This is a genomic window from Streptomyces sp. NPDC040610 (genome assembly GCF_055594065.1).
The window spans coordinates 1,387,678-1,402,479 of the sequence record NZ_JBVIXA010000001.1; the positions used below are offsets into that span (position 1 = coordinate 1,387,678).

General features: G+C 72.5%; 15 protein-coding genes. 9 read left to right on the forward strand and 6 right to left on the reverse strand.

Annotated features, from left to right (window positions below):
- The 4 genes from leuC to ACZ6AA_RS06175 all read left to right on the forward strand — a co-directional run bounded on the left by leuC (window position 1) and on the right by ACZ6AA_RS06175 (window position 3,419).
- Complete coding sequence (gene leuC / locus ACZ6AA_RS06160; RefSeq protein WP_471456479.1) at window positions 1–1,425, forward strand: 3-isopropylmalate dehydratase large subunit; 1,425 nt, start codon at window positions 1–3, stop codon at window positions 1,423–1,425.
- A 6-nt stretch (window positions 1,426–1,431) separates the two neighbouring features.
- Window positions 1,432–2,028: a 3-isopropylmalate dehydratase small subunit gene (gene leuD / locus ACZ6AA_RS06165; protein ID WP_468452001.1), complete on the forward strand. Its 597-nt coding sequence runs from the start codon at window positions 1,432–1,434 to the stop codon at window positions 2,026–2,028.
- A gap of 283 nt (window positions 2,029–2,311) precedes the next feature.
- The gene (locus ACZ6AA_RS06170; protein ID WP_030361937.1) at window positions 2,312–2,548 is read left to right on the forward strand and encodes an SCO5555 family protein; all 237 of its coding nucleotides are present in this window, start codon (window positions 2,312–2,314) and stop codon (window positions 2,546–2,548) included.
- A 190-nt stretch (window positions 2,549–2,738) separates the two neighbouring features.
- Window positions 2,739–3,419 carry an HU family DNA-binding protein gene (locus ACZ6AA_RS06175; protein WP_468451998.1) on the forward strand — a complete coding sequence of 227 codons (681 nt, stop codon included), beginning with the start codon at window positions 2,739–2,741 and terminating at the stop codon, window positions 3,417–3,419.
- A gap of 90 nt (window positions 3,420–3,509) precedes the next feature.
- Here the strand turns inward: ACZ6AA_RS06175 and ACZ6AA_RS06180 are convergent, their stop codons facing one another.
- A complete protein-coding gene (locus ACZ6AA_RS06180; protein WP_030361939.1) occupies window positions 3,510–3,713 on the reverse strand; it encodes a hypothetical protein in 204 nt (67 codons plus the stop codon).
- A 13-nt stretch (window positions 3,714–3,726) separates the two neighbouring features.
- Window positions 3,727–4,416 carry a 2-phospho-L-lactate guanylyltransferase gene (cofC, locus tag ACZ6AA_RS06185; protein ID WP_471456482.1) on the reverse strand — a complete coding sequence of 230 codons (690 nt, stop codon included), beginning with the start codon at window positions 4,414–4,416 and terminating at the stop codon, window positions 3,727–3,729.
- A 229-nt stretch (window positions 4,417–4,645) separates the two neighbouring features.
- Between cofC and ACZ6AA_RS06190 the strand changes: the two genes are divergently transcribed.
- From ACZ6AA_RS06190 to ACZ6AA_RS06200, 3 genes are read left to right on the forward strand one after another with little or no spacing between them, the layout of a single operon-like run.
- Window positions 4,646–5,446: a lysophospholipid acyltransferase family protein gene (locus ACZ6AA_RS06190; RefSeq protein WP_468451994.1), complete on the forward strand. Its 801-nt coding sequence runs from the start codon at window positions 4,646–4,648 to the stop codon at window positions 5,444–5,446.
- A complete protein-coding gene (locus ACZ6AA_RS06195; RefSeq protein WP_471456484.1) occupies window positions 5,443–6,453 on the forward strand; it encodes an NAD(P)H-dependent glycerol-3-phosphate dehydrogenase in 1,011 nt (336 codons plus the stop codon). The genes ACZ6AA_RS06190 and ACZ6AA_RS06195 overlap by 4 nt, the downstream gene beginning before the upstream one ends.
- 60 nt (window positions 6,454–6,513) lie before the next feature.
- Window positions 6,514–7,659, forward strand: a complete 1,146-nt coding sequence (locus ACZ6AA_RS06200; RefSeq protein ID WP_468481963.1) for a D-alanine--D-alanine ligase family protein — start codon at window positions 6,514–6,516, stop codon at window positions 7,657–7,659.
- 17 nt (window positions 7,660–7,676) lie between these two features.
- On the opposite strand, the gene ACZ6AA_RS06205 is transcribed toward ACZ6AA_RS06200, so the two are convergent.
- Together ACZ6AA_RS06205 and ACZ6AA_RS06210 are read right to left on the reverse strand one after the other, a co-directional pair.
- Window positions 7,677–8,174: a DUF3515 domain-containing protein gene (locus ACZ6AA_RS06205; protein ID WP_468451988.1), complete on the reverse strand. Its 498-nt coding sequence runs from the start codon at window positions 8,172–8,174 to the stop codon at window positions 7,677–7,679.
- A 20-nt stretch (window positions 8,175–8,194) separates the two neighbouring features.
- Window positions 8,195–8,428, reverse strand: coding sequence for an Lrp/AsnC family transcriptional regulator (locus ACZ6AA_RS06210; RefSeq protein WP_016642988.1), 234 nt, complete (start codon window positions 8,426–8,428; stop codon window positions 8,195–8,197).
- Window positions 8,429–8,643: 215 nt separating this feature from the next.
- Here ACZ6AA_RS06210 and ACZ6AA_RS06215 point away from each other — a divergent pair, with 215 nt between their 5' ends.
- A complete protein-coding gene (locus ACZ6AA_RS06215) occupies window positions 8,644–9,612 on the forward strand; it encodes a thiamine-phosphate kinase (RefSeq protein ID WP_468451986.1) in 969 nt (322 codons plus the stop codon).
- Window positions 9,609–10,442, forward strand: a complete 834-nt coding sequence (thiD, locus tag ACZ6AA_RS06220) for a bifunctional hydroxymethylpyrimidine kinase/phosphomethylpyrimidine kinase (RefSeq protein ID WP_468451984.1) — start codon at window positions 9,609–9,611, stop codon at window positions 10,440–10,442. The genes ACZ6AA_RS06215 and thiD overlap by 4 nt, the downstream gene beginning before the upstream one ends.
- On the opposite strand, the gene ACZ6AA_RS06225 is transcribed toward thiD, so the two are convergent.
- Together ACZ6AA_RS06225 and ACZ6AA_RS06230 are read right to left on the reverse strand one after the other, a co-directional pair.
- Entirely contained in the window at window positions 10,415–11,683 is a 1,269-nt protein-coding gene (locus tag ACZ6AA_RS06225; protein WP_471456487.1) for an FAD-dependent monooxygenase, read from the reverse strand. The two genes, thiD and ACZ6AA_RS06225, sit on opposite strands and share 28 nt — an antisense overlap.
- Before the next feature lie 34 nt (window positions 11,684–11,717).
- Window positions 11,718–14,732 carry an AfsR/SARP family transcriptional regulator gene (locus ACZ6AA_RS06230; RefSeq protein WP_471456489.1) on the reverse strand — a complete coding sequence of 1,005 codons (3,015 nt, stop codon included), beginning with the start codon at window positions 14,730–14,732 and terminating at the stop codon, window positions 11,718–11,720.
- Between the last annotated feature and the right edge of the window lie 70 nt (window positions 14,733–14,802).

A 14,802-nucleotide genomic window follows, 5' to 3' on the forward strand; every position in this document is an offset into this window, starting at 1 on the left:
ATGGGTAGGACTCTCGCGGAGAAGGTCTGGGACGACCACGTCGTCCGGCGCGCCGAAGGCGAGCCCGACCTCCTCTTCATCGATCTGCACCTGCTGCACGAGGTGACAAGCCCGCAGGCGTTCGACGGCCTCCGGCAGGCCGGGCGCCAGGTGCGGCGCCTCGATCTCACCATCGCCACCGAGGACCACAACACCCCGACCCTCGACATCGACAAGCCCATCGCCGACCCCGTCTCCCGCGCCCAGCTGGAGACGCTGCGCAAGAACTGCGCCGAGTTCGGCGTCCGGCTGCACCCGCTGGGCGACGTCGAGCAGGGCGTTGTCCACGTAGTGGGACCGCAGCTGGGACTGACCCAGCCCGGCACCACGGTGGTCTGCGGCGACTCCCACACCTCCACGCACGGCGCCTTCGGCGCGCTGGCCTTCGGCATCGGCACCTCCCAGGTCGAGCACGTGCTCGCGACCCAGACGCTGCCGCTGGCCCGCCCGAAGACCATGGCCATCACCATCGACGGCGAACTGCCCGACGGCGTCACCGCCAAGGACCTGATCCTCGCCATCATCGCCCGGATCGGCACCGGCGGCGGCCAGGGCTACATCCTGGAGTACCGCGGCGCGGCCATCGAGAAGCTCTCGATGGAGGCCCGCATGACCATCTGCAACATGTCCATCGAGGCCGGCGCCCGCGCGGGCATGATCGCCCCCGACGAGACGACCTTCGCGTACATCAAGGACCGCCCCCACGCCCCGCAGGGCGCCGACTGGGACGAGGCCGTCGCGTACTGGCGGACGCTGCGCACCGACGACGACGCGGTCTTCGACGCCGAGGTCTACATCGACGCCACCGAGCTGTCGCCGTTCGTCACCTGGGGCACCAACCCGGGCCAGGGCCTGCCCCTGTCGGGACACGTCCCCGACCCGGCTTCGTACGAAGACGCTTCGGAGCGGCTCGCCGCCGAAAAGGCCCTGGAGTACATGGGGTTGAGCGCCGGGCAGCGGCTGCGGGACATCAAGGTGGACACCGTCTTCGTAGGCTCCTGCACCAACGGCCGTATCGAAGACCTCCGATCGGCCGCCGCCGTCCTCGACGGGCGCAAAGTCGCCGACGGCGTACGGATGCTGGTCGTGCCCGGCTCGGTGCGGGTCGCCCTGCAGGCCGTCGAGGAGGGCCTCGACAAGGTGTTCACGGCGGCGGGCGCCGAATGGCGGCACGCGGGCTGCTCGATGTGCCTGGGCATGAACCCCGACCAACTCGCCCCCGGCGAGCGCTCCGCGTCCACCTCCAACCGCAACTTCGAGGGCCGCCAGGGCAAGGGCGGACGCACCCATCTGGTGTCGCCGCAGGTCGCCGCCGCCACCGCGGTCACCGGCCACCTGGCCTCGCCCGCCGACCTCGCCGACGCCCCCACGACCGCCGGAGTCTGATCAGCCATGGAAGCCTTCACCACGCACACCGGCCGGGCCGTGCCGCTGCGCCGCAGCAACGTCGACACCGACCAGATCATCCCCGCCCACTGGCTGAAGAAGGTCACCAGGGACGGGTTCGAGGACGGGCTCTTCGAGGCCTGGCGCAAGGACGCCGACTTCGTGCTCAACAAACCGGAGCGACAGGGCGCCACGGTCCTGGTCGCCGGACCCGACTTCGGCACCGGATCCTCCCGCGAGCACGCCGTCTGGGCGCTGCAGAACTACGGCTTCAAGGCCGTCATCTCGGCCCGCTTCGCCGACATCTTCCGTGGGAACTCGCTCAAGAACGGCCTGCTCACGGTGGTTCTGGAGCAGTCGGCCGTGGATGAGCTGTGGGCCCTGACGGAGGCGGACCCGACCGTCGAGATCACCGTCGACCTGCACGAACGCCAAGTCCGCGCCCCCGGCGTCAGCGCCTCCTTCGAGCTGGACGAGAACGCCCGCTGGCGGCTCCTGAACGGTCTGGACGACATCAGCATCACCCTCCAGAACGAGCAGGACATCGCGGTCTACGAGTCCCGCCGCCCCGCGCACAAGCCGCGCACCGTGCAGGCCGCCTGACGCGCGTCCCCCGGGCGGCCCAGCGCACCCGCGCGAGTTGCCCGACGGTGCCCCGGCACCCGATGTACCCCCAATCGTGGACGGTTGGGGGTACATCTGTGTCCGGCCCCCGTATGCCCCCCGATGACCTGAACGGGTGGTCTCAACTGCCTTGATCTGAAGGGCAGAAGAGGCCGGAAATCCACTTGCACCCCAGGGATGCGGTTATCCTCAGATGGGCGCCGGAGGAGGGTAGTTACCCCCTGCGGAGGCGACAACTCGCCCCAGATGGCACAATCGGTGCATGGGACGCGACGACCAACTCGAGCTCTACGGACTCGTGGCGGACCAGTTGAAGGAAGCGCACTCCCGAGTGCGCGCACTGCAAGTCCCGGAGGGCGTACGGATGGCGCTGACCCGGAAGCTGCTGGTCATTACGGCCGCGGCCAAACACGATCTCGCCGATGCGGCAAGGCGTCTGGAGCGGTTGATGGCGTACCTCGACGACGGCGACGAGGGCCGAATCCCTGAAGACGACTGAGCGGCGGGCCTCAACGGGCCTGCCGGGTCGCGACGGGCCTCAACGGGCCTTCGAGGAACTCCTCGAGAGTCCAGGTCGTTGCGGCACAAGGGTGATTAGCCCGTTTCGTGTTTGATTTGCGGTATATATCTGCCTAACGTGCGAAAAAGCCTGGCACATTCGCTCAGGCAATGTCTCCGAAGGGGAAGACGTGAACAAGGCGCAGCTCGTAGAAGCGATTGCCGACAAGGTTGGTGGCCGTCAGCAGGCCGCCGACGCTGTGGACGCGGTTCTGGACGCCATCGTCCGTGCCGTTGTCAGTGGAGACCGAGTTTCGGTCACCGGCTTCGGCTCGTTCGAGAAGGTCGACCGCCCGGCCCGGTACGCCCGCAACCCGCAGACCGGGGAGCGCGTTCGGGTCAAGAAGACCTCGGTGCCCCGCTTCCGCGCGGGCCAGGGCTTCAAGGACCTGGTGAGCGGCTCGAAGAAGCTCCCGAAGAACGACGTGGCGGTCAAGAAGGCGCCCAAGGGCAGCCTTTCGGGCGGCACCAAGACCACCGCCAAGGCGGCCACCAAGAAGGCCACCGCCAAGAAGGCCACGGCCAAGAAGACGACGGCGAAGAAGACCACCGCCGCCAAGAAGGCCACCACCGCCAAGAAGACGGCGACGGCCAAGAAGGCCACGACCGCCAAGAAGGCGGCGAAGACGGCCACGGCCAAGAAGACCACGGCCAAGAAGACGGCCAAGGCCGCCACGGCGAAGAAGACCACCGCCAAGAAGGCAGCCGCCAAGAAGGCGCCCGCCAAGAAGGCCACGGCGAAGAAGGCGCCCGCCAAGAAGTCCACGGCGCGCAAGACCACCGCCAAGAAGGCCACCGCCCGCAAGAAGTAAGGGCAGAGGGCACTCACGCGCCGGGCCGGGCTCCCTGAGGGGAGCCCGGCCCGCGGCGTGTTCGGGGGCCCGGCGGCCCGCTCGCCCCGCTCAGAACGTCTGCAGCGTCACCAGCGTGATCCGGCGCCCCTCGCCCTCTCCGGTCACCTCGATGCGTACGCGCTGGCCGGGCCGGAGCAGCCGCAGGCCGCCGGCGTCGAACGCCGGGGCGTCGAAGGGCACCGGGGTGCCGTCGTCGAGGAGCACGCTGCCGGTGCGGGTGTCGGAGTCGTACGTGTACGCGGTGGCCTGCATGGGGGAAGCGTACTCAGTCCGGGATCAGCAGCCCGGCGGCGGCCGCCGCCGTGTGCGGGCCCACGCCCAGGGCGAGCGCGGCCCGCAGGTCGTCGCCGGTGTCCACGTCCTGGCGTACGGAACCGGCGTACCCGATGTCGTCGACCGCTCCGGCGGTGACCGCGGGCTCCGTGGTCCCGGTGGGCCCGGCGCCGAGTTCCACCGCGCCCGAGTCCCGGTGGCGCGCACGGGACGGCCCGCCGAATTGGGGGTGCAATTCCGTGCCGGGGCCCGCGGTGAGCAGCGTCGTGCCGATTCCCGCGGCGTCCGGGAGAAAAGCGCGGGGGAATGGGGCGGCGGCGTCGAGGACACGGGCCAATTCACGGGGGCGCAGCGCGGGCAGATCGGCGTTGAGGGCCGCCACGGGTGCCTCGGGGCGCCGGGAGCGGACCTGGCGGGCCCCGTGCGCGAGTGCGGCGTTGAGGCCGTCCCCCGGGGCGTCGGGGACGACGTGGGCGCCGAGCGCGGCCAGTTCGCGGCCCGCGCGGACGTCGTCCGTGACGACCACCACATCCCGCACCGACGGGCAGGCCACCGTCGCGGCCACCGTGTCCTGCGCGAACGCGAGGGCGAGGGCGGGCCGCAGGCCGTCCCCGGCGGCGGGCGCGAGACGGCTCTTGGCCCGCTCCAGGGGCTTGAGCGGTATCACCACGGTCCACTGCACGCCCGGCTCCGTCCTTCGCGTGAGCCCATTGTGACCTGCGGGAAGGGGGCGGACGGGAGGTGGGGTGCGGGGGTGGCCGCCGGTGCGGCGGGCCGGTGCCCGGCGCGCACGGGCCAGGCGGGGCGTGACGGGGAGAGGGCGGACGGGTGGGCGTACGGTGTTCTCGACAGGACGGCAGCCCGGGGCGACACTTGTGCGGCCGACCAGGCTCATGGAGGAAGGTGTCCGAGTGTCCCGCCGCAGAATCGGCTTCTGGTACCGCTTGGCGGCGGTCATCGCTAAACCGCCGCTGTTGGTTCTGATCAAGCGGGACTGGCGGGGAATGGAGAACATTCCGGCCGACGGCGGTTTTATCACCGCCGTGAACCACAATTCCCATCTCGACCCGTTCGCGTACGCCCACTTTCAGTACAACACCGGGCGGGTCCCGCGTTTCCTCGCCAAGCACGGGCTCTTCAAGAAGGGCTTCGTCGGGGCGTTCATGCGGGGCACCGGGCAGATCCCGGTCTACCGCGAGACCACCAACGCGCTGAGCGCCTTCCGGGCCGCCATCGAGGCCGTCGAGCGCGGCGAATGCGTGGCGTTCTACCCCGAGGGCACCCTCACCCGCGACCCCGACCTGTGGCCCATGACGGCCAAGACGGGCGTCGCCCGCGTGGCTCTGCAGACCAAGTGCCCGGTCATTCCGGTGGCCCAGTGGGGCGCCAACGAGGTGCTGCCGCCGTACGCGAAGAAGCCCGACGTGCTGCCCCGCAAGACGCACCACGTGCTCGCCGGTGAGCCGGTCGACCTGGCGCGCTTCTACGACAAGGAGATGACCCCGGACCTCCTGAAGGAGGCCACCGAGGCCATCATGGCGGCCATCACCGAGCTCCTGGAGGAGCTGCGCGGCGAGCGGGCCCCGCAGAAGCGTTACGACCCGCGTGAGGTTCGTCTCGCGCAGCGCCGCAAGGCCAAGGAGACCTCCGCCGACGGGAGCTCCGCCGCCAGCGGCCGTACAGAGCAAGGCAGTTCGGAGGAGAGCAAGTGACCCGATCCCTGAAGGCCGCCGTCTTCGGAACCGGCTCGTGGGGGACGGCCTTCGGGATGGTCCTGGCCGACGCCGGCTGCGACGTCACCCTGTGGGCCCGCCGCGCCGAACTCGCCGAGGCGGTCAACTCCACCCACACCAACCCGGACTATCTGCCGGGCGTCGAGCTGCCGCGGAACCTGACCGCCACCACCGACCCGGCCGCCGCCGCGGCCGACGCCGACTTCACCGTGCTGGCCGTGCCCTCGCAGACGCTGCGCGGCAACCTCGCCGCCTGGACCCCGCTGCTCGCCCCCGACACGGTGCTCGTCTCGCTGATGAAGGGCGTCGAGCTGGGCTCCGCCATGCGCATGAGCGAGGTCATCGAGGACGTCACCAAGGCGCCCGCCGAGCGGATCGCCGTCGTCACCGGGCCCAACCTGGCCCGTGAGATCGCCGCCCGCCAGCCCGCCGCGTCCGTGGTCGCCTGCACCGACGAAACGGTCGCCCAGCTCCTCCAGGCCGCCTGCCACACCCCGTACTTCCGGCCGTACACGAACACCGACGTCGTCGGCTGCGAGCTCGGCGGCGCCGTGAAGAACGTCATCGGGCTCGCCGTCGGCATCGCGGACGGCATGGGACTCGGCGACAACACCAAGGGCTCGCTCATCACGCGTGGGCTCGCCGAGACCACCCGGCTCGGCCTCGCGATGGGCGCCGACCCGCTGACGTTCTCGGGGCTCGCGGGCCTCGGCGACCTGGTGGCCACCTGCTCATCGCCGCTCTCGCGCAACCACACCTTCGGCACCAACCTCGGCAAGGGCATGACCCTGCAGGAGACCATCGCGGTCACCAAGCAGACCGCGGAGGGCGTCAAGTCCTGCGAGTCCGTGCTCGATCTGGCCCGCAGGCACGGCGTCGACATGCCGATCACCGAGACGGTCGTCGGCATCGTGCACGAGGGCACGCCGCCGCTGGTCGCCCTCAAGGAGCTGATGTCGCGCAGCGCCAAGCCCGAGCGCCGCTGACCCGCTGCTGACGGGCGGCACACTGACTCCGCCGGGGCCAGCGGGTACGCTCAACGCGATATGAGCAGCGAGAACCTCCCCCAGAGCCCCCGCAAGCCGCGTGTGGCCGTCGTGTTCGGCGGCCGCAGCTCGGAGCACGGCATCTCCGTCGTCACCGCCGGTGCCGTCCTGCGCGCGATCGACCGGACCAAGTACGACGTGCTGCCGATCGGCATCACGACGGACGGGCGCTGGGCGCTGACCGCGGACGACCCCGACCGGATGGCCATCGCCGACCGCAAGGTCCCCAGCGTCGCGGAGCTCGCCGAGTCCGACGGCGGCGGCGTCGTCCTGCCCGTCGACCCGGGCAACCGCGAGGTCGTCTACAGCGAGCCCGGCGCGGTGCCCAAGGCGCTCGGCGAGGTCGACGTGGTCTTCCCGATGCTGCACGGCCCGTACGGGGAGGACGGCACCCTCCAGGGGCTCCTGGAGCTGTCCGGCGTGCCGTACGTGGGCGCGGGTGTGCTCGCCTCGGCCGTCGGCCAGGACAAGGAGTACATGAAGCGGGTCTTCACCTCCTTCGGGCTGCCCGTCGGCCCGTACCTGGTGATCCGCCCCCGCGAGTGGGAGCGCGAGGAGAAGAACGCCCGGCAGCGCATCGCGGACTTCGCGGGCGAGCACGGCTGGCCGCTGTTCATCAAGCCCGCGCGTGCGGGCTCCTCGATCGGCATCACCAAGGTCGACTCCTTCGAAGGCCTCGACGAGGCCATCGCGGAGGCCCGGCGCCACGACCCGAAGATCATCGTGGAGTCGCTGCTGCGCGGCCGCGAGATCGAGTGCGGCGTCCTGGAGTTCGAGGACGGACCGCGCGCCAGCGTGCCCGCCGAGATCCCGCCGGTGCAGGCGCACGACTACTACGACTTCGAGGCGAAGTACATCGACTCGACGCCCGGCCTCGTGCCCGCCCCGCTGACGCCCGAGGAGACCGCCGAGGTGCAGCGGCTCGCGGTCGAGGCCTTCGAGGCGACGTCCTGCGAGGGCCTGGTGCGCGCGGACTTCTTCCTCACCGAGGACGGCCGGTTCGTCATCAACGAGGTCAACACGATGCCGGGCTTCACGCCGATCTCCATGTACCCGCAGATGTGGGAGAAGAGCGGCGTCGGCTACGCGGAGCTGGTGGACCGCCTCATCCAGGCGGCGCTGAACCGCTCCACCGGGCTGCGCTAGCGCCCGGCCGGGCGTGGCTAGGCCACGCCCTTGGGGATCGTCTTCTTGATGGGGGCGGCGAAGTCCGTGAGCGGACCGAGGCCGCCCCCTGTCCGCTCCTTGGGCAGCGTCACCTCCACGTAGGCGAGGCGCAGCGCGGTGGTGAAGACGTAACTGCCGTCGTCGCGCTTCTGCAGGAGCCAGGCCACGCCGTTGACCTTCACCCCGTCCGACTTGGCCACCTCGGGGTCGGACATCTCGGGGGGCCGTTCCACACCGCAGCGCAGTATGATCGCCGGGTCTCCCCACCCGGCGGTCAACTCCGACTTCGGTCCGGGGTCGGTGCGCTCAAGACCGTCGACCTTCTTCGGGAGCTGCGCGCGCAGATCCCGGCAGAGCCCCGCGGCCTTCGCCGCCGGGGACGGAACCACCACCGACGCAGTGTCGTCCGTTGATGAGCAGGCCGTTGACGCGATCAGCGTCGCGCAAGCGGCCACGCCCATGAGACAGCGGCGCCGGAGACGGGGGATGTTCACCGGGCCAGGGTAGACGGGGGCTACAAGTGCACGACCGGGCAGGTCAGGGTTCTGGTGATGCCGTCCACCTGCTGGACCTTGGCAACCACCATGCGGCCGAGTTCGTCGACCGTGTCCGCCTGCGCGCGCACGATGACATCGTAGGGACCGGTCACGTCCTCGGCCTGGATCACTCCCGGGATCTTGCCGATCAGCTCGGCGACGGTCGACGCCTTGCCGACCTCGGTCTGGATCAGGATGTACGCCTGTACCACGGAACCTCCAGGGCGGCCACGAGGATCATGTGGGGAGAAGGGACGCCACGGTACCGCGTCGCCGCTCGCCACGGGGAGACCCGGGGGAGCTGTGGCGCGCACATCGCGGCGGACGGACAACACAGGTTGACGGCTCCGTCGACCGTACCGACGACAGGGACGGCTCGCGACCGCAAGCGGACCGCGGCGACCGTGGCAGAAGGAGCAGCACGCGCATGAAGGGCACCGTCGGCGAGTTGGGCGAGTTCGGGCTCATCAAGGAGCTCACCTCGCGGCTCACCTCCACCCCGGCCGTACGCCTCGGCCCCGGCGACGACGCCGCCGTCGTGGCCGCCCCGGACCGCAGGGTCGTGGCCAGCACCGACATCCTCCTGGAGGGCCGGCACTTCCGCCGCGACTGGTCCACGGCCTACGACGTCGGCCGCAAGGCCGCCGCCCAGAACCTCGCCGACATCGCGGCCATGGGCGCCGTGCCCACGGCGATCCTGCTCGGCCTCGTGGTGCCCGCCGAACTCCCCGCGAGCTGGCCCATCGAGCTCATGGACGGCCTGCGCGACGAGTGCCAGGTCGCGGGCGCGGCCGTGGTCGGCGGCGATGTCGTACGCGGCGACACGATCACCGTCTCGATCACCGCGCTCGGCGACCTGCGCAACCACGAACCCGTCACGCGCGCGGGCGCCCAGCCCGGCGACGCCGTCGCCGTCACCGGCTGGCTCGGCTGGTCCGCCGCCGGGCACGCGGTGCTCTCCCGCGGCTTCCGCTCGCCGCGCGCCTTCGTGGAGGCCCACCGCAGGCCCGAGCCGCCCTACCACGCGGGCCCCGCGGCCGCCGGGCTCGGCGCGACCGCCATGACGGACGTGAGCGACGGCCTGATCGCCGACCTCGGCCACATCGCCGAGGCCAGCAAGGTGCGCATCGACATCCGCTCCGGCGACGTCGACGTGCCCTCGCAGATGAACGACATCGGGCAGGCCGTCGGCGTCGACCCGCTGCAGTGGGTGCTCAACGGCGGCGAGGACCACGCGATCGTGGCGACCTTCCCGTCCGACGTGAAGCTGCCCGCCCGCTGGAAGGTCATCGGCGAGGTCCTGAACCCCTCCGCGCAGCCGCAGGTCACGGTCGACGGCGCGCCCTGGACCAGCAAGGGCTGGGACCACTTCGGGGAGAACGGCGGCGACTCGTGAGCGCGGCGGGCCTACCGCACACGCCCCGTACGTCCCGTACGGCGCCGCCCCGGGTGCTCACCGTCGCGGGCTCCGACTCCGGGGGCGGGGCCGGGATCCAGGCCGACCTGAAGACGATGCTCGCGCTCGGCACGCACGGTATGAGCGTCGTCACGGCCGTCACGGCGCAGAACTCCCTGGGCGTGCAGGGCGCTTGGGAGCTGCCCGTGGAGGCGGTGCGGGCGCAGTACCGCAGCGTCGTCGACGACATCGGCGTCCAGGCCGTCAAGACGGGGATGCTGGCCTCCGCCGAACTGGTCGAGGCGGTCGCCGAGTTGATCTCCGCCACGGACGCCCCCGCCGTCGTCGACCCGGTCGGCGTCTCCAAGCACGGGGACGCGCTGCTCGCCGCCTCCGCGCTCGACTCCGTCCGCACCAAGCTCCTCCCGGTCGCCGCCGTCGCCACCCCCAACCTCGACGAGGTCGCCCAGCTGACCGGCGTGCGCGTCGGGTCCGAGGACGACATGCGGCGCGCCGCCGCGGCCGTCCTGGCGTACGGCCCCGCGTGGGTCGTCATCAAGGGCGGCCATCTCGCCGGGGACGCCGTCGACCTCCTCACGGACGGCTCCGAGGAGCACTGGCTGCGCTCCCCGCGCCACGACAACCGCCACACGCACGGCACCGGGTGCACCCTCGCCAGTGCGATCGCCTCGGAGCTGGCGAAGGGGCGGAGCGTTCCGGAGGCCGTCACGGCCGCCAAGGAGTACGTCACCGGGGCGATCGCCGCCGGGTTCGCGCTCGGCGGCGGGATCGGACCGGTGGATCACGGCTGGCGGTTCGAGGAGGCGTAGTCCGCGGCGGGCTGCCGGGCGTAGTCCTTGAGCGTGAGGTCGCTCGCGGCCCTCTCGGTGAGCTTCTTGAAGAAGCCCGCCAGGAGGCGGGAGCTGAGGATCCGGTACATCCGGTCGCGGCTGCGGATCTTCTTCTCGGTCGCCGGTGCGAGGAAGGGACCCGCGTTGCCCGAGGTCTTCTGGCAGCCCTTCGCGTAGGCGCGGATCTCCGCCTCGTACGCGGCGAAGCCGACCCGGTGGTCGCCCCGCGCGGCCGCGAGCTCGCCGGCCAGGACGTACGCGGAGACCAGCGCGGTGCCCGTCCCGATGCCGCCCATCGTGGCGCCGTACCCGGCGTCGCCGAGAAGGACCACACGGCCCTGGGAGAGCCGGTCGACGTGGATCTGCGCGATGGCGTCGAAGTACAGGTCCCCGGCGCTCTCCAGGCCGTCCAGGGCCCTGGCCGCGTGCGTCCAGCCCAGGCCCGCGAACCGGTCGGCGAGGATCTTCTGCTGCTGCCCGAGGTCGTGCCGGTCGTAGTCGAGCCGCTCGGACTTGAAGACCAGGCCCACCCCGGCCCGCGCCGGGTCGCCGTCGTAGTTGCTGACCATGAGGCTGCGGCCGGGTTCGCTGTAGATGCGGGCGGTGCGGTTAAGGCCGAGGTGGTTGGGGATGCCGAACCCCGCCACGTAGTAGCCGAGGAAGCGCAGGTACCGGGACTCGTCGCCGAAGACCAGACGGCGGGTGTGGGAGTGCAGCCCGTCGGCGCCGACGACGAGGTCGAAGCGGCGGGGAGCGCCGTGGTCGAAGGTCACGTCGACGCCTTCGGAGTCCTCGGTCAGCGAGGCGACGGAGTCTCCGAAGACGTACTCCACGCGGTCCTTGGTCCGCTCGTAAAGGATCTTGGACAGCTCCCCGCGGAAGATCTCCACGTCGCCGCTCATCAGGAACGCGGGCAGATCCACCCGCTCCTGGTCGTCGGCCTCGACGATGGTCTGCCGGCCCATGTGCGTCTGCCTGCGGTGGACCTCGTCCCAGATGCCCATGCGGCGCAGCACCGTGCGGTGCACCTCGCCCCTGAAGTCGACGGCGAAGCCGCCTTCGCGCAGCGCGGGCGCCTTCTCCAGAACGGTGACGCGGGCTCCGTAGCGGGCGAGCCAGAGGGCGAGCGCGGGGCCCGCGACGCTGGCGCCGGAGATCAGGACGTTCAGGTGGGCGAGGCTGTGGGCGGCGGTCCGCGGGGTGCTCGTCGAGGTCGTCATGGGGGCAGCATCGACGCGGCCGCTGACCGTGCGCCTACCGTTCCCTGACCGCCGCCGACCGCAGGCCGCGGCCCTGCTCGAAGGCCTTCTCGTACGCCTCCGGAGAGAGCCGCGCGCGGGTCGCCGCCTCGACGCGTACGACATCGGGGTCACCGGCGATCAAGGTGCCGCGCAGGCCGTGCGCGGCCCCGAGGAACCGGGCGGCCTCCTCGGGGTCCGTGGCGAGGGCCGCCAGCGCCTCGGCGACCTCGGCCAGTTCCCCGGTGTCCGAGGCCAGGACGCGGGCCTGCTCCACCCAGTCGGCGGCCTCCTCCGGGCGGGACTCGGCGAGCGCGGTACGGCCCAGGCCCACGAGGGTCCGCACGCTCTGCCCGAGGCTGAACCAGTTGGCGGCGTACGTCTCCAGAGCCGCCTCGTAGTGCGCACGCGCGCCTGCCGTGTCTCCGGAGAGGCGGGCCACGTCGCCCAGGCCGCGCCGTGCGGTCGCCACCTTGTCGGGGACACCGGCGGCGCGGGCCAGGTCGGCGGCGCGCGTGTAGTGCGCGGCGGCCTCCTCGAAGTCGCCCCGGTGCAGCAGGACCGTGGCGCGCTGGTGCAGCAGGTCGGCGGTCTCCTCGGGGGCCGCGAGGTCGCGTACGTGCGCCAGGCCCTCGTCGAGCAGGGTGAGCGCCCGGTCCCGCTCGCCCCGCCAGTCGGCGAACATCCCCAGCGGATCGAGGCAGTTGGCCATGCCCCAGCGGTCCCCGGTCCGCCGGAAGCCCGCGAGAGCACGGGCGAACGCCGCCCCGGCCGCGTCGGGGCGGCCCGCGAACTGCTCCTGGAAGCCGAGCCCGAGGTCCAGGAGCGCCACCCCCCAGGGGTGGGCGCCGACCTGGGCGCGGACCCGCTCCGTCATGCTGTGGTCGGGGCCGCCCGCCACCGACCACTGCACGATCAGGTGCGGCAGCCTGAGCGGGCCCTCCAGGGCGGCGACGAGACGGTCGGCGCGGGCGATGCGCTCCGGCTCCGCGGGGTCGTCACCGTCGCCCGCGATCGTGTTGATCACGCACAGGGCGTACTCCTCGAAGAGGCCCGGCGGCGGCTCCGTGCCGACGGCGCCGAGGAGGTCGAGGGCTCGCGCCCTGCGCTCCCCGTACAGCCCTCGCAGCCGCCAGAACCAGGAGAGGGCGGCCAGCAGCCGCAGCCCGCCGTGCGGGTCGGTGCGGGTGAGGTGGCGCAGCGCGTCGTCCAGGTTGCCGCGCTCGGCGGCCAGTTTGGCCAGCCACGGCAGTTGGCCGCCGCCGCGCAGCATCGGCTCGGCGTGCTCGGCCAGGCGCAGGAAGTACGCGGCGTGCGCGTCCCGCAGCCGGTCCTCCTCGCCCGCGGCGGCGAGCTGCCGGGCGCAGAACGCGTGGATGGTCCTGAGCATGCCGTAGCGTCCGTCGGCCACGTCGAGGAACGACTTCTCCACGAGCGAGGCGAGCAGGTCCTCCGGGTACGGGATCCCGCAGACCGCCTCCACCGCGTCGAGCGTCGCCCCCGAGGGGAACACCGTCAGCCGGCGGGCGAGGCCGCGCTCCTCGTCGTCGAGCAGCTCCCAGCTCCACTCGACGACCGCGTGCAGGGTGCGGTGCCGGGGCGCCTTCGTGCGGTCGCCGCGCGAGAGCAGCCGGAAGCGGTCGCCGAGCCGCGCGGCCAGCTCGTCCAGGGTCAGGGTGCGAAGCCGGGCCGCGGCCAGCTCGATGGCGAGCGGAAGCCCGTCGAGGGCCGCGCAGATCTCGTCGGTCAGGCGTCGTGCGTGCTCGGCACGGAGGCTCGCCGCGTCGGGTCGCACGGAGGCCGCCCGGTCGGCGAAGAGCCGGGCCGCGGGCTCGGCGGCCAGCGGCGGAACCGGCCACAGGACCTCGCCGGTGATCCCCAGACCCTCCCGGCTCGTGGCCAGGACCCGCACCCCGGGGCAGTCGCCGAGCAGCAGCCCGGTCACCGCGGCCGCCGCGTCGACGAGGTGCTCGCAGTTGTCCAGGACGAGCAGCAGCTCACGCCCGTGGAGCGCGGACAGCAGCCGCTCGGTGGCGTCACCGCCCGGCGCGTGCAGGCCGTCCCGCACGCCGAGCGCGGTCAGGATCGCGTACGGCACCTGGGACCCGTCGGCGAGCGGCGCGAGCTCCACGAAGCAGACGTCCGGCAGCGCGCGGGCGGCCTCGACGGCGAGCCGCGTCTTGCCCGCGCCGCCGGGCCCGATGAGCGTCACCAGGCGGGCGTCGGCGAGGAGCGCACCGATCCGGGCGAGCTCGTCGGCCCGTCCGATGAACCGCGTCACCTGCGCCGGGACGCCCCGCTGCCTGGCCGGTCCCTGCCCCCGCAGCAGCTCCAGGTGGAGCGCGGACAGCTCGGCCGAGGGGTCGGCGCCCAGCGCGTCGGCCAGGGCCCGCCGCACCTCTTCGTAGACCGCGAGCGCCTCCGCGGGCCGCCCGGCCGCGTGCAGCGCCCGCATCAGCTGCCCGTACAGCCGCTCGCTCAGCGGCTGCCCGGAGATCAGTTCCCGCAGTTCCGGTACGAGGTCGGGGCCGCCGCCGACCGCGAGGTCCGCGTCGACACGGTCCTGGACGGCGGCCAGGCGCAGCTCTTCGAGCCGGGTGACGAGGGGAGCGGCGCCCGGCAGTTCGGCGAGGGCGGGGCCCCGCCACAGGCCGAGCGCCTCCCGCAGGAGCGCGGCGGCCCGGCCGTGATCGCCGGAGCCGAGCAGCCGCCGCCCTTCGCGGGCCAGGCGCTCGAAACGGTGGAGGTCGACGTCCTCGGGGGAGACCGTGAGGCGGTAGCCGGTGGGGGTGGCCTCGATGTCCAGGCCCAGGCGCTTGCGCAGCCGGGAGACCTGGGACTGCAGGGCGTTCGCGGCGCCCGCGGGCGGCTCGTCGCCGTAGAGCCCGTCGGTCAGCCGCGCCAGGGGGACCGTGCGGCCCGCGTCCAGGAGCAGCAGCGTGAGCAGTGCGCGGGGGCGCGGTCCGCCGGGGTCCAGGGGAGTGCCGTCGGGGGTGCGGACGTCGAGCGGGCCGAGGATGCCGAAGCGCATCCGTCAGATTCTGGCAGGCACCCCGCACGGGGGCGGCTCGACGGCGGACCCGAGCAGGGCGGACGCGGCG

Coding starts and splice junctions, on each gene's coding strand:
- ACZ6AA_RS06225 (WP_471456487.1), bottom strand. CDS start 11,683: ATGACGACCTCGACGAGCACCCCGCGGACCGCCGCCCACAGCCTCGCC.
- ACZ6AA_RS06215 (WP_468451986.1), top strand. CDS start 8,644: ATGAAGGGCACCGTCGGCGAGTTGGGCGAGTTCGGGCTCATCAAGGAG.
- ACZ6AA_RS06200 (WP_468481963.1), top strand. CDS start 6,514: ATGAGCAGCGAGAACCTCCCCCAGAGCCCCCGCAAGCCGCGTGTGGCC.
- ACZ6AA_RS06230 (WP_471456489.1), bottom strand. CDS start 14,732: ATGCGCTTCGGCATCCTCGGCCCGCTCGACGTCCGCACCCCCGACGGC.
- ACZ6AA_RS06180 (WP_030361939.1), bottom strand. CDS start 3,713: ATGCAGGCCACCGCGTACACGTACGACTCCGACACCCGCACCGGCAGC.
- leuC (WP_471456479.1), top strand. CDS start 1: ATGGGTAGGACTCTCGCGGAGAAGGTCTGGGACGACCACGTCGTCCGG.
- ACZ6AA_RS06170 (WP_030361937.1), top strand. CDS start 2,312: ATGGGACGCGACGACCAACTCGAGCTCTACGGACTCGTGGCGGACCAG.
- leuD (WP_468452001.1), top strand. CDS start 1,432: ATGGAAGCCTTCACCACGCACACCGGCCGGGCCGTGCCGCTGCGCCGC.